The organism is Kosakonia sp. S57, assembly GCF_016516575.1.
Lineage (GTDB): Bacteria > Pseudomonadota > Gammaproteobacteria > Enterobacterales > Enterobacteriaceae > Kosakonia > Kosakonia cowanii.
In genome coordinates, this window is the sequence record NZ_JACVUL010000040.1 from 1 (window position 1) to 21,364 (window position 21,364).

Here is a 21,364-nt window from a genome sequence, read left to right on the forward strand (position 1 = left end):
TGGCGTCCAGACCTTGTCATTCACGCTTCGGTTCGCCGATTTCAGCGGGGATACCACCCCTCGCTGTAAGATGGGCGTCAAATGAAAAAATGTTGCTGCTGGAACCGCGTAGGCCGGATAAGCGTTTACGCGCCATCCGGCATTATCTCGCGGCATCGATTGCCGGATGGCGGCTGCGCCTTATCCGGCCTACGGTAACGAAGCCGCTGAAACGATGTAGGCCGGATAAGCGTTTACGCGCCATCCGGCATTGTCTCGCGGCACCGATTGCCGGATGGCGGCTGCGCCTTATCCGGCCTACGAGGTTAGATCCACTCTTTCACTTTGATGAACTCGCTGAGCGCCGCTTCGGGGCTGCCTTCGGCGGGCTGGTAATTGTATTCCCAGCGCACCAGCGGCGGCATCGACATCAAAATCGACTCGGTGCGCCCGCCGGTTTGCAGGCCGAACAGCGTCCCGCGATCCCACACCAGATTAAACTCCACGTAGCGCCCGCGGCGGTAGAGCTGAAACTCGCGCTCGCGCTCGCCCCACGGCATGTTTTTACGCCGCTCGACAATCGGCAGATAGGCGTCGGTATACCCTTCGCCCACCGCGCGCATAAAGTCGAAACAGTGGTCAAAATCTGGGGTGTTGAGATCGTCGAAAAAGAGCCCGCCGACGCCGCGCTGTTCGTCGCGATGCTTCAGGTAGAAGTAATCATCGCACCACTTTTTATAGCGCGGATAGACCTCTTCGCCGAAGGGCTGGCAGAGATCGCGCGCGGTGCGGTGCCAGTGGATGGCATCCTCTTCGAAGCCGTAATAGGGCGTCATATCGAAACCGCCGCCGAACCACCAGACCGGATCGGCATCCGGCTTCTGGGCGATAAAAAAGCGCACGTTGGCATGGCTGGTCGGCACATAGGGGTTGCGCGGATGCACCACTAATGAGACGCCCATCGCTTCGAAACTGCGACCCGCCAACTCCGGGCGGTGCGCGGTGGCGGAGGCGGGCATTGCATCGCCGTGAACGTGGGAGAAGTTAACCCCCGCCTGTTCAAACACGCTGCCGTCGCGCAGCACGCGGCTGCGTCCACCGCCGCCCGCGTCACGCTGCCAGGCATCTTCAATAAAGCTGCCGCCGTCAATTGCCGCCAGCTTCGCGCAGATAGAGTCCTGCAGGGCGAGCAGGGCGTTTTTTACCGGGTCTACATCAGGAGTGCTCATCAGCGCCTCTTCGTGTGGGCTTTGTGATTATCGAACCAGCTAAAGTAGCTCATCACACCGTCGGTGATGGCGGTGGCGATCTTCTGGCGAAACGCGGCGGTGCCGAGCAGCTTCTCCTCCGCCGGGTTGGTAATAAACGAGGTCTCTACCAGCACCGACGGAATGGATGGCGATTTTAGTACCACAAACGCCGCCTGCTCGGTATTGCGGCTGTGCAGCCTGTGTACGGGCTTGATCTGTTTGATGATATGCGAGCCGAGCGTCAGGCTGTTTTTGATGGTATCCGTCTGGACTAAATCAAACAGCACCTGCTGGAGCAGATGATCTTTATCACGCGCTTTTTTGCCCGCCAGTTCATCCACGGCGTTCTCTTTATCGGAGAGGTATTTCGCCATCGCGCTACTCGCCCCGCGATTGGAGAGGGCAAACACTGACGCGCCCGCGGCGTTCGGGTTGGTAAAGCCGTCGGCGTGAATCGACATAAAGAGATCCGCGCCGTGCTGATGGGCAATCTCGACGCGGTCATAAAGGGGGATAAATTTATCGCTGGTGCGCGTCAGGCGCGCATCAATGCCGCGCGCGCGCAACTGGGCGCGGACGTTTTTGGCAATCGCCAGCACCACATGCTTCTCTTTCGAGCCGTTGTGGCCAATCGCGCCGGTATCAATCCCGCCGTGCCCCGGGTCGAGCATCACGATGCGCTTTGCGCCCGCTTTTTTCGCTTTCGGTTTGCTGTGGCTGTTGCTGGTTTTAAGCGGTGTCTCATCCTTAGCGATAGCACGAGACATACCTGACAATGTCAATGCGGCCAGGCCTGCTTTCAGGATCTGGCGACGCGAGGTGAGTGTTTTTAATGGTTTAAAGGTGCTCATAGCCTGAAATGGGTTATCCGTGGTGGCAGGTGTTATAGCGTATCGTGTTTGCTGTGACGACAGTCCGTAAGAACTATTGTTTTACTTTTCATTTCAATACGTGACAGAGTGACATTATGCCATTTTTCAGCGGCGATGATGCTGGATATTGGCTAACCGCGCGCCACAGGCCATAATCACCGTTTACACAGCTGAAAAATATGGGGGACATCATGGAGATACGTGTTTTCCGGCAGGAAGATTTTGAAGAAGTGATCACGCTTTGGGAGCGCTGTGAACTGCTGCGCCCGTGGAACGATCCGGAGATGGACATTGAGCGTAAGGTCAATCATGACGTAAGCCTTTTCCTGGTGGCAGAGGTGGGTGGCGAAGTAGTAGGAACGGTAATGGGCGGTTATGACGGCCATCGCGGTTCGGCCTATTACCTGGGCGTCCACCCGGAGTTTCGCGGTCGCGGCATCGCCAATGCGCTGCTGAGTCGGCTGGAGAAGAAGTTGATTGCCCGCGGCTGCCCGAAGATCAACCTGATGGTGCGCGACGATAATGAGATGGTGATCGGCATGTATGAGCGCCTGGGGTATGAACACACCGACAGCGTTAATCTTGGCAAGCGCCTGATTGAAGATGAAGAGTACTGAAACTGGCCTTTCGCTGTGACGAGGGCACTTTTTTCACTTTCGGCACTCCAACAGGCGTTTGGTCAATATAAGGAATTGTGCATGAAATCCCTGCGTATGTTTTTTATCGCGCTGCCGCTGGCGTTAACCGGCTGCTCGACGTTCGCCTCCGTCAACTGGTCTGCCGCGTATCCCTGGAACTGGTTTGGTTCCTCCCTCGAAGTCAACGAGCAGGGCGTTGGCGGCCTGACAGCCAGCACGCCGCTCAATGAACAGGCGATTGGCGACGCGTTAGGCGGCGATTACCACCTGCGCAGCGGCATGAAAACCGATAAAGGCACCATTGTTCGCTATTTCGAAGCGCTGAAAGAGAAGCAACTGGCGCTGGTGGTGAATGGTGAAAACGGTGCCGTCAGCCGGATTGATGTTACCGATCCCGATATTGCCACCGCTAAAGGGGTTAAAATCGGCGCGCCGTTCAACACCCTCTATGACAAAGCATTCGGCAACTGCGTGAAAGCCTCTGACGCCGATATCTCCGGCATCGAGTGTAAAGCGCCCGACAGCCAGCATATCAGCTATCTCTTCAGCGGCAGCTGGAGCGGCCCGGATGGCTTAATGCCGTCGGACGACACCCTGAAAAGCTGGAAAGTGAGCAAGATCATCTGGCGTCGTTAATCGCGTCAGAATAGTCTGATACTGACCCAAAAACAGGTACAATGCCGCATCGTTTTTGTGGTCAGTTTTCAGGAGATGTGATGTCCCAGGTTCAGAGCGGCATTTTGCCGGAACATTGCCGCGCGGCAATTTGGATTGAGGCCAGCGTAAAAGGGGAGGCCGATGCCCTGCGCGCCGGCAGCCGTGCGTTTGCCGATAAGCTCGCAAACTTCCAGTTGCAGTTCCCCGACGCGGCGCTCGGCGCGGTGGTTGCGTTTGGTTCCCGCGTCTGGCGTGAATTAAGCAACGGGCAGGGCGCTGAAGAGCTGAAAGATTTCCCCGCCTATGGCAAAGGCCTTGCGCCCGCCACTCAGCACGATGTGCTGATCCACATTCTCTCCCTGCGTCACGATGTGAACTTCTCTGTTGCCCAGGCGGCGTTGGCTGCCTTTGGCGATGCGCTGGAGGTGCAAGAGGAGACGCACGGTTTTCGCTGGGTGGAAGATCGCGATCTCAGCGGTTTTGTCGATGGCACCGAGAACCCGGCAGGCGAAGAGAAACGCCGCGAAGTGGCAATTATTCAGGACGGCATCGACGCGGGCGGCAGCTACGTGATGGTACAGCGCTGGGAGCACAACCTGAAGCAGCTTAACCGCATGAGCGTGAGCGATCAGGAGATGATGATTGGGCGCACCAAAGCGGATAACGAAGAGATCGACGCCGATGTGCGCCCGGTAACGTCCCACCTCTCGCGTGTCGATCTGAAAGAGGCAGGCAAGGGGCTGAAAATTGTGCGCCAAAGCCTGCCCTACGGCACTGCCAGCGGCACCCACGGCCTCTATTTCTGCACCTACAGCGCGCGGCTCTATAACATTGAGCAGCAGCTGCTGAGCATGTTCGGCGACAGTGACGGCAAGCGCGACGCCATGCTGCGTTTTACCCGCCCGGTTACCGGTGGTTACTACTTCGCGCCCGCGCTCGACAGGCTCTTTGCTCTGTAATTGACGGGCGTTGCATCAGGCCGGGGCCACCCGGCTTGTACCCCTTTCTGCTTATACTCTTTTCTGATTCCAAATCACCAATTGGTATATAAAACCGTTACTGCTTTCACTCCCGTTATAAATAAACTGAACATCGTCGAGTGATCAGCTTATAAGGGTGCGCAATGGCCGTTAACATACTGAAAAAAGGATATCTGACGCTGGCAGCGCTGACGCTGTTGAGCGCGCAGGCACAGGCAACGGAACTGCTCAACAGCTCGTATGATGTCTCGCGCGAGCTGTTTGCGGCGCTGAACCCGCCTTTTGAGCAGCAGTGGGCGCAGGAGAATGGCGGCGACAAGCTGACCATCAAGCAATCCCATGCCGGTTCGTCAAAACAGGCGCTGGCAATTCTGCAAGGGCTGAAAGCGGACGTGGTCACCTATAACCAGGTGACGGATGTGCAGATCCTGCACGATAAGGGCAAGCTGATCCCCGCCGACTGGCAGAGCCGCTTACCGAATAACAGCTCGCCGTTCTACTCGACGATGGCGTTCCTTGTGCGCAAGGGCAACCCGAAGAATATCCACGACTGGAACGACCTGGTGCGTTCTGACGTGAAGCTGATCTTCCCGAATCCAAAAACCTCCGGCAACGCCCGCTATACCTATCTGGCGGCCTGGGGTGCAGCCGACCAGGCTGATGGCGGTGATAAAGCCAAAACCACCCAGTTTATGACACAGTTCCTGAAAAATGTTGAGGTGTTCGACACCGGCGGTCGCGGCGCGACTACCACTTTCGTTGAGCGCGGCCTCGGCGATGTGCTGATCACCTTTGAGTCGGAAGTGAATAACATCCGCAAACAGTATGAAGCGCAGGGCTTTGAAGTGGTGGTGCCGAAGGTCAATATCCTCGCCGAGTTCCCCGTGGCGTGGGTGGATAAAAACGTGAAAGCCAACGGCACGGAGAAGGCGGCGAAAGCCTACCTCAACTGGCTCTATACGCCGCAGGCGCAGACCATCATCACCGATTACTACTACCGCGTGAACAACCCGGAAGTGATGAAAAAGCTGGGTGATAAGTTCCCGCAGACCGCGCTGTTCCGCGTGGAAGATAAGTTCGGCTCCTGGCCGGAAGTGATGAAAACCCATTTTGCCAGCGGCGGCGAGCTGGATAAGTTGCTGGCGGCGGGGCATAAGTGATGTTGTCTGGATCGAAACGCGTGCTGCCGGGCTTTGGTTTAAGCCTCGGCAGCAGCCTCTTTTTTGTCTGTCTGATTCTGTTATTACCCTTAAGCGCGCTGGTGATGCAGCTGTCGCAGATGAGCTGGGAACAGTACTGGGAAGTGGTCACCAACCCGCAGGTGGTGGCCGCCTATAAAGTGACGCTGCTGGCGGCGTTTGTCGCCTCAATCTTCAACGGCGTCTTTGGCATGCTGATGGCGTGGATCCTCACCCGCTACCGCTTTCCGGGACGCACACTGCTCGACGCGCTAATGGATCTGCCGTTTGCGCTGCCGACGGCGGTGGCGGGCTTGACGCTGGCGTCGCTCTTCTCCGTTAACGGCTTTTACGGCGAGTGGCTGGCGGCGCTGGATATTAAAGTGACCTACACCTGGCTCGGGATTGCGGTGGCGATGGCCTTTACCAGCATTCCGTTCGTGGTGCGCACGGTGCAGCCGGTGCTGGAAGAGCTTGGCCCGGAGTATGAAGAGGCGGCGGAAACCCTCGGTGCCACACGCTGGCAAAGCTTTCGTAAAGTGGTGCTGCCGGAGCTGTCGCCTGCACTGATGGCGGGCGTTGCCCTCTCTTTTACCCGCAGCCTCGGTGAGTTTGGCGCGGTGATTTTTATCGCCGGGAATATCGCCTGGAAGACGGAAGTGACCTCGCTGATGATCTTCGTGCGCTTGCAGGAGTTTGACTACCCGGCGGCGAGCGCGATTGCTTCAGTCATTCTGGCGGCTTCGCTACTGCTGCTCTTCTCCATCAATACTTTGCAAAGTCGCTTTGGTCAGCGTGTGGTAGGTCACTAATGGCGGAAATAAGTGCATTGAAACGCTATGACAAGCCCCGGGTGAACTGGGGGAAATGGTTTTTAATCGGCACCGGTATTTTGCTTTCAGCTTTTATCCTGCTGGTGCCAATGATCTACATCTTTGTGCAGGCCTTCAGCAAAGGGCTGGCTCCGGTGCTGCAAAACCTCGCCGATGCCGACATGCTGCACGCCATCTGGCTGACGGTGTTGATTGCGCTCATCTCGGTGCCGGTCAACCTGGTGTTTGGCACGCTGCTCGCCTGGCTGGTGACGCGCTTTAACTTTCCCGGCCGCCAGCTGCTGCTGACTCTGCTCGATATTCCATTTGCGGTGTCGCCGGTGGTTGCCGGTCTTATCTATCTGCTCTTTTATGGCACCAACGGCCCGCTTGGCGGCTGGCTAGATGAACATAATCTGCAAATCATGTTCTCCTGGCCCGGCATGGTGCTGGTTACCGTCTTTGTCACCTGTCCGTTTGTGGTGCGCGAGCTGGTGCCGGTGATGCTCAGCCAGGGGAGCCAGGAGGATGAAGCCGCGATCCTGCTCGGGGCCTCCGGCTGGCAGATGTTCCGCCGCGTGACGCTGCCTAATATCCGCTGGGCGCTGCTTTACGGCGTGGTGCTGACCAACGCACGAGCGATTGGCGAGTTTGGCGCGGTATCGGTGGTCTCGGGTTCGATTCGCGGTGAAACCCTGTCGCTACCGCTGCAAATTGAGTTACTGGAGCAGGATTACAACACCGTCGGTGCCTTTACCGCCGCGGCCCTGCTGACCCTGATGGCGATTTTGACACTGTTTTTAAAGAGTGCGGTGCAGTGGCGTTTGAATACTCAGGAAAAACGCCTGCACGAGGAGGGAAATCATGAGCATTGAGATTGCGAATATTAAGAAGTCGTTTGGTCGCACCCAGGTGCTGAATGATATCTCTCTGGATATCCCGTCCGGGCAGATGGTGGCGCTGCTGGGCCCTTCAGGCTCCGGTAAAACCACACTGCTGCGCATTATCGCCGGGCTGGAGCACCAGAGCAGCGGGCGTATCCGTTTTCACGGCACCGATGTCAGCCGCCTGCATGCGCGCGAGCGCCGCGTCGGCTTCGTGTTTCAGCACTATGCGCTGTTCCGCCATATGTCGGTCTTCGACAATATCGCCTTTGGTTTGACGGTGCTGCCGCGCCGCGAGCGGCCGAATGCCGCCGCCATCAAAGCGAAAGTGACCAAACTGCTGGAGATGGTGCAGCTGGCGCATCTGGCGGATCGCTACCCGGCGCAGCTCTCCGGTGGGCAGAAGCAGCGTGTGGCGCTGGCGCGTGCGCTGGCGGTTGAACCGCAAATCCTGCTGCTTGATGAACCCTTCGGCGCGCTGGATGCGCAGGTGCGTAAAGAGCTTCGCCGCTGGCTGCGTCAGCTGCATGAAGAGCTGAAATTCACCAGCGTCTTCGTGACCCACGATCAGGAAGAGGCGACGGAAGTGGCCGATCGCGTGGTGGTGATGAGCCAGGGGAATATTGAGCAGGCGGACGCACCGGATCAGGTGTGGCGCGAACCGGCGACCCGCTTTGTGCTGGAGTTTATGGGCGAGGTGAATCGCCTGAAAGGGGTGATTCGCGGCGGGCAGTTCCACGTCGGCGCGCACCACTGGCCGCTTGGCCATACGCCGGTTTATCAGGGCGATGTCGATCTCTTCCTGCGCCCGTGGGAAGTGGACGTCAGCCGCCGCACCAGCCTTGATTCGCCGCTACCGGTGCAGGTGCTGGAAGCCAGCCCGAAAGGGCACTACACGCAGCTGGTGGTGCAACCGCTCGGCTGGAACCCGGATCCGTTAACGGTGGTGATGCGCGATGAGCATCCGCCCCAGCGCGGCGAGCGGCTGTTCGTTGGCTTGCAGAACGCGCGGCTCTATAACGGCGATGAGCGTATTGAGCCCGGCGCGGAGCTTGCTCTGGCTCAGTCAGCCTGATAGCTTAAGGAAACGTGGTTTTTGCCGGGTAGCGCGTTGCTCACCCGGCCGACAAGCCCGGTATGCGTCATGCGGACCGGGTTTTTTATTGGACAGCGATCGTGAACACATTAGAAGAGACTATTGGCAATACGCCGCTGGTCAAATTACAGCGCCTGACCCCGGATAACGGCAGTGAAATTTGGGTCAAGCTCGAAGGTAACAATCCGGCCGGTTCGGTAAAAGACCGCGCTGCTCTGTCGATGATTGTGCAGGCGGAACGGCGCGGCGAGATCAAACCTGGCGATGTGCTGATTGAAGCGACCAGCGGCAACACCGGCATTGCGCTGGCGATGATTGCGGCATTGAAGGGCTATCGCATGAAGCTGCTGATGCCGGACAACATGAGCCAGGAGCGCCGTGCGGCAATGCGTGCTTATGGTGCCGAGCTGATTCTGGTCAGCAAAGAGCAGGGCATGGAGGGCGCGCGCGATCTGGCCCTTGAGATGGCGGCGCGCGGTGACGGCAAGCTGCTCGATCAATTCAATAATCCCGATAACCCCTACGCTCATTACACCACTACCGGCCCGGAAATCTGGCAGCAGACGCAGGGGCGCATCAGCCACTTTGTCTCCAGCATGGGCACCACCGGCACTATCACCGGCGTTTCACGTTTCCTGCGCGAGCAGGCGAAAAAGGTGACGATTGTTGGCCTTCAGCCGGAAGAGGGGAGTAGCATTCCCGGTATTCGCCGCTGGCCTGCCGACTATATGCCGGGCATTTTTAACGCCGATTTGGTGGATGAGGTGCTGGATATCCAGCAGCGCGAGGCGGAAAATACCATGCGCGCGCTGGCGGTCAAAGAGGGCATCTTCTGCGGCGTCAGTTCTGGCGGCGCGGTCGCCGGCGCGATTAGGGTGGCGAAAGCGAACCCGGGCGCGGTGATTGTCGCCATCATTTGCGATCGCGGCGATCGCTATCTGTCGACCGGCGTGTTTGGTGAAGAGAGTTATTCGCAGGGCGCGGGGATTTAACCCGTCAAGGAGACAAAATGGAGATGATCCTGTTCAGGGATAAAACCCGGGCGCAGCAGGCCGATATCGTCGCGGTTCAGTCGCAGGTGGTTTACGGCAGCGTGGGCAACAGCATTGCAGTACCCAATATTCGTCAGCACCAGCTTAACGTTCTGGCCGTTCCTACGGTGCTGTTCAGCAATACCCCGCATTACGACACCTTTTATGGCGGCGTCATTCCCGATGAGTGGTTCAGCGGCTATTTGCAGGCGCTGGAAGAGCGCGATGTGCTGCGCAGCGTGAAGGCGGTAACAACCGGCTACATGGGCAGCGCCAGCCAGATCAAGCTGCTGGCGAAGTGGCTGACGGCGCTACGGGAGAAACACCCGGAGCTGCTGATTCTGGTCGATCCGGTGATTGGCGATATCGACAGCGGCATCTATGTGAAACCGGAGATTCCCGAGGCTTACCGCGAAGTTATGCTGCCGCTGGCCCAGGGCATTACGCCGAATGTGTTTGAGCTGGAAGTGCTGAGTGGTAAACCGTGTCGCGATCTGCAAAGCGCGATTGCCGCGGCGCAGGGGCTGCTCTCCTCCTCATTACGCTGGGTGGCAATCACCAGCGCGCCGGTGGACCACAACGATGGGCAGATCCATGTGGTGGTGGTCTCAGCCGAGGGCGTCAATATCAGCAGCTATCCGCGCGTAGCGACGGATCTGAAAGGGACGGGCGATCTCTTCTGCTCCGAACTGGTGAGCGGCATTATTCAGGGTAAAGCGCTGGATATGGCGGTGCAGGCTGCGGGCGAGCGGGTGGTGGAAGTGATGGGTTATACGCTGGAAAAAGGGTATGACGAACTGATTTTACCGCCTCGCTAAAACAAAAATGGCACCTTACGGTGCCATTTTTTTCGACTGTAGAGCGCTTACTTCTTGATGCGGATCACCGGGGTTTCACCCACGGTCACGCTACCAGAGAGTTTGATCAGCTCTTTGATCTCATCCATGTTAGAGATAACAACCGGCGTCAGCGTGGATTTTGCTTTCTCTTCCAGCAGCGGCAGGTCGAACTCGATAACCGGATCGCCAACTTTAACGCGCTGGCCTTCTTCCGCGATGCGTTTGAAACCTTCACCTTTCAGTTCAACGGTATCGATACCGAAGTGAACGAAGAGTTCGATGCCGCTATCGGATTCGATAGAGAAGGCATGGTTGGTTTCAAAGATTTTGCCGATAGTCCCGTCAACCGGAGCGACCATTTTGTTGCCGGTCGGTTTGATAGCAATGCCGTCGCCGACGATTTTTTCAGCGAACACCACATCCGGTACATCTTCAATGTTAACGATTTCGCCAGACAGCGGGGCAATGATCTCAATAGCGCCGGTCTCTTTCTTATCGTCAGAAACCAGAGATTTCAGTTTATCGAACAAACCCATGATCTTCTCCTAAGCAGTAATTTGGGCCGCATCTCGTGGATTAGCAGATTGTTTTTTCTTCAATGAACTTGTTAACCAGCGTCATTAACTCGTCCGTTGTCGGTTGAGCAAGAGCCTGCTCTGCTAACACCTTCGCATCTTCGAAGTTCGTGTTACGAATAATCTTCTTAATGCGCGGGATAGAAATGGCACTCATACTGAATTCATCCAGACCCATCCCCAGCAACAGAAGTGTAGCACGTTCGTCGCCAGCAAGCTCACCACACATGCCGGTCCATTTACCTTCAGCATGAGAAGCATCAATAACTTGCTTGATCAGGTTGAGTACGGACGGCGACATCGGCTGGTAAAGATGTGAAATCATATCATTACCGCGGTCAACTGCCAGGGTGTACTGCGTTAAATCATTGGTGCCGATACTAAAGAAGTCCACTTCTTTCGCCAGATGGCGCGCAATCGTCGCGGCGGCAGGGGTTTCTACCATCACGCCGATTTCGATGGATTCGTCGAAAGCTTTGCCTTCGTCGCGCAGTTCCTGTTTGTAGGTCTCAATCTCTTTCTTCAGTGCACGCACTTCTTCAACAGAGATGATCATCGGGAACATAATGCGCAGTTTGCCGAAAGCAGAGGCACGCAGGATAGCGCGAACCTGATCGCGCAGGATCTCTTTGCGATCCATGGCGATACGGATGGCGCGCCAGCCGAGGAACGGGTTCTCTTCTTTCGGGAAGTTCATGTACGGCAGCTCTTTGTCGCCGCCGATGTCCATGGTACGTACAATCACGGCCTGGGAGCCACAGGCTTCCGCTACCGCTTTGTAAGCGTCGAACTGCTCTTCTTCGGTCGGCAGCGCGTCGCGATCCATAAACAGGAATTCGGTACGGTAGAGGCCAACGCCTTCAGCGCCGTTGCGCTCCGCGCCCGCGACATCGCGAACGGTACCGATGTTGGCGCACACTTCGACCTGGTGACCATCAAGGGTGATCGCCGGCAGATCTTTCAGCTTCGCCAGTTCAGCTTTCTCTTCCGCGACCTGCGCCTGCGCTGCGCGCAGTGCGTCGATCTCGTCGTCGCTCGGGTTAACGTAAACTTTGTTGTTTACCGCATCGAGGATCAGATAGTCGCCGTTTTTCACCTGCGTGGTGACGCTACCGGTGCCCACAATCGCCGGCAGCTCAAGGGAGCGCGCCATGATCGACGTGTGGGAGGTACGACCGCCAATGTCGGTGATAAAGCCGAGCACTTTTTTCAGGTTCAGCTGTGCGGTTTCGGACGGAGTCAGATCGGCTGCAACCAGAATGACTTCATCCTGAATGGCGCTCAGATCGATAATCGGCATACCCAGGATGTTGCGCAGCAGGCGTTTACCAATGTCGCGCACGTCAGCGGCGCGCTCTTTCAGGTATTCGTCGTCCAGCTCTTCCAGGGCGGTTGCCTGACCTTCGATAACTTCATGGGCTGCCGCGTCGGCAGTCATGCTCTTATCTTTAATCAGGGCTATGATTTCCTGCTCCAGCTCCTCATCTTCCAGCAACATGATGTGGCCTTCGAAGATGGCTTCTTTTTCTTCGCCGAAAGTTTCACCTGCTTTCGTTTTGATCGCTTCCAGTTGCGCCGATGCCTTGGCACGACCGCTCAGGAAACGTTCAACTTCCTGATCAACCTTGTCGGCAGAAACTTTCTTCCGGTCGATGACGATCTCATCTTCTTTCAGCAAAAGTGCTTTGCCGAAAGCGATACCCGGGGATGCTAAAATGCCTGAAATCATAACCCTACCTTTACTTGTGACTGATCTTTAAAGAAACCCGCGAAAAACTTACTCGAGTTCCGCCATCAGTTTAACCAGATGTTCAACTGCTTTCTGCTCATCTTCGCCTTCAGCGGTCAGAGTCACAACGGTACCCTGAGTCAGGCCCAGAGTTTGCAGTTTGAACAGGCTTTTTGCGCTGGCGCTTTTGCCGTTGGAGGTCACAGTGATTTCAGAAGAGAAGCCTTTTGCTTCTTTAACAAACTGAGCAGCAGGGCGAGTGTGCAGACCGTTCGGAGCTGTAATGGTAACTTCTTGCTGGAACATTGTATTTCCCCAACTTATAGGTTTAGTGTTGTGGAACTAAAGTCTAGCCTGGCGGCAGGACTTTAGCCTGTATAGTTAGCGCTGGCGTAACGAGCCAAGGTACAGATGCCAGAAAGGCGCGGTCTCGTGCAGACGCTGATGGTCGCTGACGTTTCGCACGTCATTAAACATTATGCCGTGAAAGCCAGAATTCAACCAAATCATAAAAACGATTCAGCTAGCCGAAATCTGACTTCGATTAATTTCGCGCTTCAAAATAAATGTGATGGTTAAATACCAGACCAGGCCATTTTCGGCAATGCCAGGTGGGACAAAAGTTTGATGTATGCCACAAAAAAGCACCCCGATGGGTGCTTTTTTGCGCTGATTTAACAATCTGGCATCACTGTTGCAATTCTTTCTCAGTAAAGAGATCGGCAAACAGTGCAGTGCTAAGGTAACGCTCACCGGAAGAGGGGAGGATAACCACAATATTTTTATTGGTAAAGGCCTCATCTTCCTGAAGTTTGAGCGCGGCCGCAACGGCAGCACCGGAAGAGATACCGGCCAGAATGCCTTCCTCTTCCATCAGGCGGCGCGCGGTGCTGATCGCCTCTTCATCGGTAATCTTCACCACTTTATCAATCAGCTTCAAATCCAGGTTGCCCGGAATAAAACCGGCACCGATACCCTGAATTTTATGTTTGCCGGGCTTAATCTCTTCGCCTGCCAGCGCCTGTGAGATGACCGGTGAGTCGGTTGGCTCCACGGCCACGGTAATCAGATCAGTTTTGCCCTTGGTGTTTTTGATAAAGCGGGTGACACCCGTCAGCGTGCCGCCGGTGCCCACGCCAGAGATAAAGACATCCACCTGGCCGTCGGTATCTTCCCAAATTTCAGGACCGGTAGTTTTTTCGTGGATCTCCGGGTTTGCCGGGTTGCTGAACTGCTGAAGCAGCAGGAATTTCGCCGGATCGCTGGCGACAATCTCTTCCGCTTTCTGAATCGCGCCTTTCATGCCTTTCGCGCCTTCGGTCAGCACCAGATTTGCGCCGAGTGCTTTCAGCAGCTTGCGGCGCTCAATGCTCATGGTTTCTGGCATGGTCAGCGTCAGCTTGTAACCGCGCGCTGCGGCAACATAAGCCAGCGCAATCCCGGTGTTGCCGCTGGTCGGCTCGACCAGTTCAACGCCAGGTTTCAGCACACCACGTTTTTCGGCATCCCAAATCATATTGGCACCGATACGGCATTTTATGCTGAAGCTCGGGTTGCGCGACTCGACCTTCGCCAGAATGCGTCCGTTACCGATGCGGTTCAGTCGAACCAGCGGCGTATGACCAATGGTCAGCGAGTTGTCTTCATAAATCTTACTCATAGCCCGTCCTTAACTGTATGAAATTTGGGAACCGACCCAGCATACGCACTTACTGATGATGCGGAAGTAAGGATTTCGCATATCTATATGCTGCGACGAAATAATGGTTATCAGTATGGAATAAGAAAAGGAATAGTTCCTTAGCGCCAGCTGGCAAGCTTATTGCGGTAACAGTCGACCCACATGGCCGTTGCGCCGCAGACCGCAACCGGCATCACCACCAGATTGAGCACCGGTATCAGCGTGAAGAGGCTGGTCAGCGCGCCGAACTGCATATTGGTCACCTTCCGTTCGCGCAACGCCGAGCGCATGGTTTTAAACGGCACTTTGTGGTTGTCGAATGGGTAGTCGCAATACTGGATCGCCAGCATCCAGGCGCTGAACAGGAACCAGAGCACCGGTGCGACGGTCTGCCCGATACCGGGGATAAAATAGAGGATAAGCAGAATGGCGGCGCGCGGCAGATACCAGGCGAGCTTCTGCCATTCGCGCTTCATGATGCGCGGCAGATCTTTCATCATTCCGAACACGCCAACGTCCGGCGGCGTCGCGCCCGTTAATCGCGCTTCCAGTTGCTCGGCCAGCAAGCCATTAAAGGGCGCGGCAATCCAGTTGGCGAGAGTTGAAAAGAAGTAGCCAAACACCAGCAGGATGGAGATAACGATAATTGGCCATAATAGATAGCTAAGCCACTGTAGCCATCCAGGCACGTGGCTCATCAGCGTTGGGATCCAGCCGTCGAGGCGGGTAAACAGCCACCAGAATGCGCCGCCCATCAGCAGGATATTGACCAGCAGGGGCAGGATCACGAAGCGGCGAATGCCCGGTAACGTGACCAGTTTCCAGCCTTGAGAAAAGTAGTAAAGACCGCTGCGCGCAGCGCCGGGCGAGGATGAAACCATGATTTGGCTGGACTCCTTTTAAACTCATGCGAAAAAACCGAAGCTTATAATATTCACCGGACGGGGGAAACCTGTTCGGAAATGTTCGAAAAAACAGCAAAAAGTACGATTTAATTCATCTTTATGCGGTGAATGCTTCCCATCCACTTGCACTTGGCCTAATGCGCAAATACTCTTAGTGAGTAAATGTTTGCCGTGGTGGCAAGGTGTTAGAACAACAGAGAATATAATGATGCAGGATTTGCGTCTGATATTAATCATTGTTGGCGCGATCGCCATAATTGCTTTACTGGTTCACGGTTTCTGGACCAGTCGCAAAGAACGCTCTTCTATGTTCCGCGATCGCCCACTAAAACGTATGAAATCGCGACGTGACGACGACGAGTTCGAGGACGAGGACGTCGAAGAGGACGAAGGCGTTGGTGAAGTTCGGGTGCATAAAACCCACAGCGCACCGAAGGCCAGCGTAGAGCAGGAAAATCCGCGTCATGCCGCGCAGCATCAATACCAGCCGCCTTATGCGTCGGCCCAGCCACGCCCGTCGGCTCCGCCGGTTCAGCAGAGCGAGCCCGCGCACCACGCGCCGCAACCCTATTCGCAGCCGCAGCAGCCGGAGCGCCCCGTTGTCGAGCCGCGCGTAGTGGAGCCGCAGCCAGTCGCCCAGCCGACCGCGCCTGCCCAGCCGCAGATGGCACCGCAGCACTTCCCGCAACAGCCGTCGCATCATCAGCCGTCGGCATATCAAGCTGCCCAACAGCCGCAGATGCAGCCTCAGGTTCACGAGCCTGCACCGCAGCCAGAGCCGGAGCCGGTTGTGGAAGCGCCGGTAGAAAAACCGCAGCGCAAAGAGACGGTAATTATTATGAACGTTGCGGCCCATCACGGCGCGGCGCTCAATGGCGAAGTGCTGCTTAACAGCATCCTGCAGGCCGGTTTCAAATTTGGCGATATGAATATCTTCCATCGTCATCTCAGCCCGGACGGCAGCGGCCCGGCGCTCTTCAGCCTGGCTAACATGGTCAACCCTGGCACATTTGATGTGGAAACCATGGGCGAGATGGCAACCCCAGGCGTAACGATCTTTATGCAGGTGCCGTCCTACGGCGACGAGTTGCAGAACTTCAAGCTGATGCTGCAGTCGGCACAGCATATCGCCGATGAAGTGGGCGGTGTGGTGCTCGATGACCAGCGTCGAATGATGACGCCGCAGAAGCTGCGTGAATACCAGGCGCGTATTCGCGAAGTGAAAGAGGCTAACGCGTAACGGCGCGTCACGACACATTCCCTTCCAGAACCCCCGCCCGTCGGGGGTTTTTTACATTGATGGTGCGATATGGAATCAATTGAACAACAACTGACAGAACTGCGAACTACCCTTCGCCATCATGAACATCTCTATCACGTTATGGACGCGCCGGAGATCCCGGATGCCGAGTACGATCGCCTGATGCGCGAGCTGCGCGAGCTGGAAGCGCAGCATCCAGATCTGATTACGCCCGATTCGCCGACCCAGCGCGTTGGCGCCGCGCCGCTCACCGCCTTTACGCAGGTACGCCATGAAGTGCCGATGCTGTCGCTCGATAACGTCTTCGATGAAGAGAGCTTTCTGGCGTTCAATAAACGCGTACAGGATCGCTTAAAGAGCAGCGACGCGCTGATCTACTGCTGCGAGCTGAAGCTCGACGGTCTGGCGGTCAGCCTGCTGTATGAAAATGGCGTGCTGATGCGCGCCGCCACGCGCGGCGATGGCACTACCGGGGAAGATATTACCTCCAACGTGCGCACCATCCGCGCCATCCCGCTGAAACTGCGCGGGGAGAATATTCCGGCGCGCCTGGAAGTGCGCGGCGAAGTTTTCCTGCCGCAATCCGGCTTTGAAAAGATCAATGAAGAGGCGCGCCGCACCGGCGGGAAAGTGTTTGCTAACCCGCGTAACGCCGCCGCCGGGTCACTGCGCCAGCTCGATCCGCGTATCACCGCGAAGCGTCCGCTCACCTTCTTCTGCTACGGCATTGGCATCCTCGAAGGCGGCGAGCTGCCTAACAGCCACCTGGCGCGTTTACAGCAGTTTAAAGCGTGGGGCTTGCCTGTGAGCGATCGCATCCGCCTGTGCGGCACGCCGGAAGAGGTGCTGGCGTTCTACCATAAAGTTGAGGAAGACCGCCCGACGCTCGGGTTTGATATCGACGGCGTGGTAATCAAAGTCGACTCCCTCGATCTGCAAGCGCAGCTCGGCTTTGTGGCGCGTGCGCCGCGCTGGGCGGTGGCGTTTAAATTCCCGGCGCAGGAGCAGTTGACGTTTGTGCGCGATGTCGAGTTCCAGGTGGGTCGTACCGGGGCGATAACCCCTGTCGCACGCCTTGAGCCGGTACACGTTGCCGGGGTGCTGGTCAGTAACGCCACGCTGCATAATGCCGATGAGATTGACCGTCTTGGCCTGCGTATCGGTGACAAAGTGGTGATTCGCCGCGCCGGAGATGTGATCCCGCAGGTGGTGAATGTGGTGCTCTCCGAACGCCCGGAAGAGACGCGGGAAGTGACCTTCCCGGCACACTGCCCGGTGTGCGGCTCTGATGTCGAGCGTGTGGAAGGCGAAGCCGTTGCCCGCTGTACCGGTGGCCTCATCTGCGGGGCGCAGCGCAAAGAGTCGCTTAAGCATTTCGTCTCGCGCCGCGCGATGGATGTGGATGGCATGGGCGATAAGATTATCGACCAGCTGGTTGAGAAGGAGTATGTCCACACGCCTGCGGATCTCTTCCGTCTGACTGCCGGTAAGCTGACCGGTCTCGATCGGATGGGGCCGAAGTCGGCACAAAACGTGGTCAACGCGCTGGAAAAAGCGAAAGAGACCACCTTTGCCCGTTTCCTCTATGCGCTCGGCATTCGCGAAGTGGGTGAAGCGACGGCGGCAGGGCTGGCGGCCTACTTCGGCACGCTGGATGCATTGATAGCAGCCTCCGTTGACGAGCTGCAAAAAGTGCCGGACGTTGGTGTGGTGGTGGCAAAACACGTGCATAACTTCTTCAGTGAAGAGAGCAACCGCGACGTGATTCGCCAGCTGACTGAAGAAGTGGGCATTCACTGGCCCGCGCCGCTGGTGGTTAACGCCGAGGAGATCGACAGTCCGTTTGCCGGTAAAACCGTGGTGTTAACCGGTAGCCTGAGCCAGCTTTCGCGCGACGAGGCCAAAGAGCGCTTAACGGCGCTGGGGGCGAAAGTGGCGGGCAGCGTATCGAAGAAGACCGATCTGGTGATTGCCGGTGAAGCTGCAGGCTCGAAACTTGCGAAAGCGCAGGAGCTGGGCATTGCGGTTATCGATGAAGATGAAATGATTCGCCTGCTGGGAGCCTGAATGGAGAAGGAACAGCTGATAGAGATCGCCAATATGGTGATGCCGTTTGGCAAATACCAGGGGCGTCGGCTGATTGATCTGCCGGAGGAGTATCTGCTCTGGTTCGCCCGTAAGGATCAGTTTCCCGCCGGGCGCCTTGGCGAGTTAATGCAAATCACCTTAGTGATTAAAACCGAGGGGCTGAGCCATCTGGTTCAGCCCCTCAAGCGGCCTTAAGCTTTCGCCGCTTCCTGCGCGGCGTGCTGCTCCGCCTTACGTTTGTAACGGCGGGCCAGCACGGCGCACACCATCAGCTGGATCTGGTGGAAAATCATCAGCGGCAGCACCATCATGCCGATCACAGAGGTCGGGAAGAGAATATTGGCCATTGGTATGCCATTGGCGAGGCTCTTTTTCGATCCGCAGAAGACAATCGTAATCTCATCCGCTTTATTGAAGCCGCATTTGCGCGCCACCAGAATATTTATCGCAATCACAACCGCCAGCAGGACGATGCTCGCCGCCACGATAAACATCAGCGAGCCGAGGCCCACTTTGTGCCAGATGCCGTTCACCACCGCTTCACTAAAGGCGGAGTAAACCACCAGCAGAATCGAGGTCTGGTCGGTTTTGGAGATCCACTTTTTATGTTTGGTGACGAAACCTGCGGTCCACGGACGTGACAGGTGACCGAGCACAAATGGCAGCAGCAGTTGCAGCATGATTTTGCCGACCTGCTCAAGGCTACCCTGCGCGCCATGGAGGTTCATCAGCAGGCCGACTAACAGCGGCGACAGGAAGATCCCCAGCAGGCTCGATGCCGACGCCGAGCAGACCGCTGCCGCGACGTTACCGCCTGCCAGTGAGGTAAAGGCGATAGCAGACTGCACTGTGGCGGGCAGAATGCAGAGATAGAGGAAACCGGTATAAAGCTCCTGGCTGATATTGACCGGCGACCACCAGACAAACAGCACGCCGAGCGCCGGGAAGAGCACGAAGGTGCTACACATCACCCACAGGTGTAAACGCCAGTGGCTGCCGCCCGCGATAATCGCCTCACGGGAAAGCTTGGCGCCGTGCATAAAAAAGAGCAGCGCAATCGCGGCGGTAGTCAGCCCTTCGAAAAAGGGGACAAAACCCCCGCGCGCCGGGAAGAAAGAGGCCAGCAGAACGACGCACACCAGCGTCAGGGTAAAGGGATCAAGGATACGAAAAAGTTTCATGTGCACTCCTGAAAGTCGATGGCGCTATTGTGCTTTGTCTGCTTTGAGAAATAAAATTGATTTATTGCATCCATTCATGAATTTATCAGATGAATTATTCACTCCGTCAATTACGTGTCTTTGTCACCGTCGCGCAGGCGAAGAGTTTCAGCCGTGCCGGGGAGATGATCGGCCTTAGCCAGTCGGCGGTCAGCCACAGCGTAAAAGAGCTGGAGCGGCAGACCGGCGTCAAGCTGCTGGATCGCACTACCCGCGAAGTGGTGCTGACTGAAGCGGGCCAGCAGCTGGCCGGGCGGCTGGAGCGGCTGTTAGATGAGCTTAGCAGCACGCTGCGCGAAGCGGGGAGGGTAGGGCAGCAGTTAACCGGAACTGTGCGCGTTGCCGCCAGCCAGACTATCTCTGCGCATCTCATTCCGCACTGTATCGCCAGCAGCAATCAGCGCTACCCGGAGATCGATTTTGTGCTGCATGACCGCCCGCAGCAGTGGGTGCTGGAGAGTATTCGCCAGGGTGAAGTCGATTTTGGCATTGTGATCGATCCCGGTCCGGCCAGCGATCTGGAGATCGAGGAGATCCTCGCCGAGCCCTTTTTCCTGCTGTGCCGCAACGATCACTCCTGGGCGCCGCTTGATGCCGTGCCGTGGTCAGCGCTGGATGGTGCCCGGCTGGTGGTGCAGGATTACGCCTCCGGCAGCCGTCCGCTGATCGATGCCGCGCTACACCATTTTGCAGTGCGGGCAAAAATTGTGCAGGAGATTGGTCATCCGGCGACGCTTTTTCCGATGGTGGAAGCGGGGATTGGCATCAGCATTCTGCCCGCGCTGGCATTGCCACTCCCGCAGGGTAGCCAGCTGATGGTGAAACGGCTGGTGCCGGATATGCAGCGCAAAATTATGCTGGTACGGCGCAAAAACCGATCGCTTTCCGGCGCGGCGCAGGCGTTATGGGATGTGGTGCGGGAAGAGGCCCGGTGTTTAAACCGGGCCCGGGAGAACGATCCGCTCTTTACTCAGATGTAGATATCAACCTGATGATCGACTGAAGGGTTATTCACGCCTTCAATTTTACCCTGCGTCGGGGTTTTCGGATGGTTTTGCGTCTGCTTCTGCTCAGCTTCTTCAGCCTGCTTGCGCATTAACTGTTGTAGCTGTGCCTGCAGCAGCTGGATCTGTTGCTGAATCTGCTCTTGCTGTTTCTTTTTCTCTTCAGTCGTCCCTTCGCCATTAGGGATATCTTTTAACTGCTGGGTAAGTTTGGCGATCTGCTGCGTCACGCGGCTGATTTGAGATGCGGTGTCGCTACCGGCGGAAGATGAACCGCTGGTGCTGCCGCCCTGAACAGAGGGGGTTGCTGCCGAAATGGTGGTCATTACAAACTCCTTTTTTGCCTTAAAAGAGAGTTATCGGCTCAATTGTGGCGGACTTAAATAAGAAGCGTGTGATGATGTGTCAGCCGAAAGCTTTTGCCCGGCAAACTGCCTGCTGGCGCTGCGCTTAGCAGTCCTGGAAAACCGGGTACGGAGAGCTGTTGTAGGCCGGATAAGGCGTAGCCGCCATCCGGCAAATTGCCTGCTGGCGCTGCGCTTAGCAGGCCTACAAACCGGGTACGGAGAGCTGTTGTAGGCCGGATAAGGCATAGCCGCCATCCGGCAAGAAGAGCGCACGGAATTTTCAAATCGCAGATAGCAAAAAAGCGCCTTTAGGGCGCTTTTTTACATTGGTGGGTCGT

At 56.6% G+C, this 21,364-nt stretch carries 22 protein-coding genes; 13 read left to right on the forward strand and 9 right to left on the reverse strand.

Annotated features, from left to right (window positions below; genetic code table 11):
• Positions 1–305 precede the first annotated feature (305 nt).
• Both hemF and amiA read right to left on the reverse strand, forming a co-directional pair.
• Positions 306–1,208, reverse strand: coding sequence for an oxygen-dependent coproporphyrinogen oxidase (hemF, locus tag IAE48_RS23705; protein WP_200135750.1), 903 nt, complete (start codon positions 1,206–1,208; stop codon positions 306–308).
• On the reverse strand, positions 1,208–2,080 hold the full coding sequence (amiA, locus tag IAE48_RS23710) for an N-acetylmuramoyl-L-alanine amidase AmiA (protein WP_034812345.1): 873 nt from the start codon (positions 2,078–2,080) through the stop codon (positions 1,208–1,210). Before amiA ends, hemF begins: the two co-directional genes overlap by 1 nt.
• Before the next feature lie 212 nt (positions 2,081–2,292).
• Here amiA and IAE48_RS23715 point away from each other — a divergent pair, with 212 nt between their 5' ends.
• From IAE48_RS23715 to pdxK, 9 genes are all read left to right on the forward strand, one after another.
• Positions 2,293–2,718 (forward strand): GNAT family acetyltransferase, encoded by a 426-nt coding sequence (locus IAE48_RS23715; protein WP_042718790.1) that lies wholly within the window; start codon positions 2,293–2,295, stop codon positions 2,716–2,718.
• Positions 2,719–2,799: 81 nt separating this feature from the next.
• Positions 2,800–3,375 carry an RpoE-regulated lipoprotein gene (locus IAE48_RS23720; protein ID WP_200135751.1) on the forward strand — a complete coding sequence of 192 codons (576 nt, stop codon included), beginning with the start codon at positions 2,800–2,802 and terminating at the stop codon, positions 3,373–3,375.
• An 80-nt stretch (positions 3,376–3,455) separates the two neighbouring features.
• The gene (locus tag IAE48_RS23725) at positions 3,456–4,355 is read left to right on the forward strand and encodes a Dyp-type peroxidase (RefSeq protein ID WP_094421471.1); all 900 of its coding nucleotides are present in this window, start codon (positions 3,456–3,458) and stop codon (positions 4,353–4,355) included.
• A 164-nt stretch (positions 4,356–4,519) separates the two neighbouring features.
• Positions 4,520–5,536 (forward strand): sulfate ABC transporter substrate-binding protein, encoded by a 1,017-nt coding sequence (locus IAE48_RS23730; RefSeq protein ID WP_042718795.1) that lies wholly within the window; start codon positions 4,520–4,522, stop codon positions 5,534–5,536.
• Positions 5,536–6,366 carry a sulfate/thiosulfate ABC transporter permease CysT gene (cysT, locus tag IAE48_RS23735; protein WP_023478964.1) on the forward strand — a complete coding sequence of 277 codons (831 nt, stop codon included), beginning with the start codon at positions 5,536–5,538 and terminating at the stop codon, positions 6,364–6,366. The genes IAE48_RS23730 and cysT overlap by 1 nt, the downstream gene beginning before the upstream one ends.
• Complete coding sequence (gene cysW / locus IAE48_RS23740) at positions 6,366–7,241, forward strand: sulfate/thiosulfate ABC transporter permease CysW (RefSeq protein ID WP_094421468.1); 876 nt, start codon at positions 6,366–6,368, stop codon at positions 7,239–7,241. Before cysT ends, cysW begins: the two co-directional genes overlap by 1 nt.
• Positions 7,231–8,325, forward strand: coding sequence for a sulfate/thiosulfate ABC transporter ATP-binding protein CysA (gene cysA / locus IAE48_RS23745; protein ID WP_023478971.1), 1,095 nt, complete (start codon positions 7,231–7,233; stop codon positions 8,323–8,325). The genes cysW and cysA overlap by 11 nt, the downstream gene beginning before the upstream one ends.
• Before the next feature lie 101 nt (positions 8,326–8,426).
• Positions 8,427–9,338 carry a cysteine synthase CysM gene (gene cysM, locus IAE48_RS23750; protein WP_023478965.1) on the forward strand — a complete coding sequence of 304 codons (912 nt, stop codon included), beginning with the start codon at positions 8,427–8,429 and terminating at the stop codon, positions 9,336–9,338.
• 17 nt (positions 9,339–9,355) lie between these two features.
• Positions 9,356–10,195, forward strand: coding sequence for a pyridoxine/pyridoxal/pyridoxamine kinase (pdxK, locus tag IAE48_RS23755; RefSeq protein ID WP_200135752.1), 840 nt, complete (start codon positions 9,356–9,358; stop codon positions 10,193–10,195).
• Between the two features lie 47 nt (positions 10,196–10,242).
• Here the strand turns inward: pdxK and crr are convergent, their stop codons facing one another.
• From crr to cysZ, 5 genes are all read right to left on the reverse strand, one after another.
• Positions 10,243–10,752, reverse strand: a complete 510-nt coding sequence (crr, locus tag IAE48_RS23760) for a PTS glucose transporter subunit IIA (RefSeq protein WP_023478954.1) — start codon at positions 10,750–10,752, stop codon at positions 10,243–10,245.
• Positions 10,753–10,792: 40 nt separating this feature from the next.
• Entirely contained in the window at positions 10,793–12,520 is a 1,728-nt protein-coding gene (gene ptsI / locus IAE48_RS23765) for a phosphoenolpyruvate-protein phosphotransferase PtsI (RefSeq protein ID WP_200135753.1), read from the reverse strand.
• Between the two features lie 48 nt (positions 12,521–12,568).
• A complete protein-coding gene (gene ptsH / locus IAE48_RS23770; RefSeq protein ID WP_007370907.1) occupies positions 12,569–12,826 on the reverse strand; it encodes a phosphocarrier protein Hpr in 258 nt (85 codons plus the stop codon).
• A 382-nt stretch (positions 12,827–13,208) separates the two neighbouring features.
• On the reverse strand, positions 13,209–14,180 hold the full coding sequence (gene cysK, locus IAE48_RS23775) for a cysteine synthase A (RefSeq protein WP_128482402.1): 972 nt from the start codon (positions 14,178–14,180) through the stop codon (positions 13,209–13,211).
• A 140-nt stretch (positions 14,181–14,320) separates the two neighbouring features.
• On the reverse strand, positions 14,321–15,082 hold the full coding sequence (gene cysZ / locus IAE48_RS23780) for a sulfate transporter CysZ (protein ID WP_200135754.1): 762 nt from the start codon (positions 15,080–15,082) through the stop codon (positions 14,321–14,323).
• Positions 15,083–15,311: 229 nt separating this feature from the next.
• Here cysZ and zipA point away from each other — a divergent pair, with 229 nt between their 5' ends.
• From zipA to IAE48_RS23795, 3 genes are all read left to right on the forward strand, one after another.
• Positions 15,312–16,346 (forward strand): cell division protein ZipA, encoded by a 1,035-nt coding sequence (gene zipA, locus IAE48_RS23785; RefSeq protein ID WP_200135755.1) that lies wholly within the window; start codon positions 15,312–15,314, stop codon positions 16,344–16,346.
• Between the two features lie 69 nt (positions 16,347–16,415).
• On the forward strand, positions 16,416–18,434 hold the full coding sequence (gene ligA / locus IAE48_RS23790; protein WP_200135756.1) for an NAD-dependent DNA ligase LigA: 2,019 nt from the start codon (positions 16,416–16,418) through the stop codon (positions 18,432–18,434).
• Complete coding sequence (locus tag IAE48_RS23795) at positions 18,435–18,650, forward strand: DUF3820 family protein (protein ID WP_023478979.1); 216 nt, start codon at positions 18,435–18,437, stop codon at positions 18,648–18,650.
• Here the strand turns inward: IAE48_RS23795 and IAE48_RS23800 are convergent.
• Positions 18,647–19,636 carry a bile acid:sodium symporter family protein gene (locus tag IAE48_RS23800; RefSeq protein ID WP_200135757.1) on the reverse strand — a complete coding sequence of 330 codons (990 nt, stop codon included), beginning with the start codon at positions 19,634–19,636 and terminating at the stop codon, positions 18,647–18,649. The genes IAE48_RS23795 and IAE48_RS23800 overlap by 4 nt on opposite strands.
• Before the next feature lie 89 nt (positions 19,637–19,725).
• Between IAE48_RS23800 and IAE48_RS23805 the strand changes: the two genes are divergently transcribed.
• Entirely contained in the window at positions 19,726–20,655 is a 930-nt protein-coding gene (locus tag IAE48_RS23805; protein ID WP_042713861.1) for a LysR family transcriptional regulator, read from the forward strand.
• On the opposite strand, the gene IAE48_RS23810 is transcribed toward IAE48_RS23805, so the two are convergent.
• Positions 20,646–21,005 carry a FlxA-like family protein gene (locus IAE48_RS23810; protein ID WP_094421457.1) on the reverse strand — a complete coding sequence of 120 codons (360 nt, stop codon included), beginning with the start codon at positions 21,003–21,005 and terminating at the stop codon, positions 20,646–20,648. The genes IAE48_RS23805 and IAE48_RS23810 overlap by 10 nt on opposite strands.
• Positions 21,006–21,364: the final 359 nt, after the last annotated feature.